Below are 1,140 nucleotides of genomic sequence, written 5' to 3'. Positions count from 1 at the left end.
TCGCATAATAACAGTTATACGACAACAAGAGGAGGAATTCTGATGATAGTTGGGTCATTTTCAGAGGAAAGACTAGCTTTACAGGTAGTAAAGGAGAAAGAAATAACATTTACGGATGAACAAAAAATCCAGATGTTTTTGAGCAACCGCAGCAGATCGCAGCATACTTATAAGAGCTACTACAGAGCCATTGAACGATTCCGGATGTTCATATCCTACAAGAACATGAACGATGTTACGTGGAGAGAAATCGAGGCTTTCAAGGTTTATCTCCTATCGCTCAAAAATGAAAAAACAGGCTTGCCGCTTGCTCCAGCCTCCGTATCCGCAACCATCGCCGCTCTAAAATCGTTTTATAAATGGGGCAGTGATCCAAACATCGGATTGTTCCAGCAGAATCCGACTAGCAGCGTCCGCCTCCCCGTCATTCCGTTAATGAGCAAAAAGCATTTTCTAACTAAGAATGAGGTAGGCAAGCTGCTGCAATTTTTGCAATATGATAACAAGCGTAATTATTTAATAGCATTAAGCCTTCTTCTTCTGGGCTTGCGAGTGTCCGAATTATGCTCTATCCGCTGGTGCGATTTTTACTCAGATGCCACGGAATCAAACGTTTGGTTAACCGTCACCAGAGGAAAAGGTGGTAAAATAAGAGATATAAAAGTACCACGACATTTATGGCTTCTATTTTCCAGCTACTTAGGTACTAAGCCGCATCTAAGCAGCAGCTCTGATTCGCAAGTGTTCAGCATTACTTCCAGACAAGTGGAGCGGATGATTAAAGCCGCTTGCTTAAAATGCGGTTTGGACAAGCCGGTTACCCCTCACTGGCTAAGGCATACAAACGCCACACTTGCGTTATTAAACGGAGCTTCTTTGCAGCAGGTGCAGGAAACGCTTGGCCATTCGCACATCAATACGACTCAGCGATATTTGCATACCGTCGAACAACTTACGAAGTCAGCTTCTGATTATGTAGAAGAATTATTGATCGCCTATATCTAACAGACTAGTGAAGGAGGTTCTTATTGCCTATATAAAATGCAAACCACGTTGTAAAGATGGTATTAATGGCATATAATAGTAAGTGTTGATTTTATTATTTGTGTCTAATTTTGTCGTATAACTGTTATTATGCGA

At 41.5% G+C, this 1,140-nt stretch carries 1 protein-coding gene; it reads left to right on the top strand.

Features of this window, described 5'->3' with window-relative positions; all coding sequences use genetic code 11:
• The first annotated feature begins 42 nt into the window (after window positions 1–42).
• A complete protein-coding gene (locus A7975_RS17230; RefSeq protein WP_053373870.1) occupies window positions 43–1,005 on the top strand; it encodes a tyrosine-type recombinase/integrase in 963 nt (320 codons plus the stop codon).
• The last annotated feature ends 135 nt before the right edge of the window (window positions 1,006–1,140 follow it).

Origin of the sequence: Bacillus sp. FJAT-26390 (assembly GCF_001682865.1) — a bacterium.
GTDB lineage: Bacteria > Bacillota > Bacilli > Paenibacillales > Paenibacillaceae > Pristimantibacillus.
This window is presented reverse-complemented; position numbering and strand designations above follow the sequence as displayed.

Coding starts and splice junctions, on each gene's coding strand:
- A7975_RS17230 (WP_053373870.1), top strand. CDS start 43: ATGATAGTTGGGTCATTTTCAGAGGAAAGACTAGCTTTACAGGTAGTA.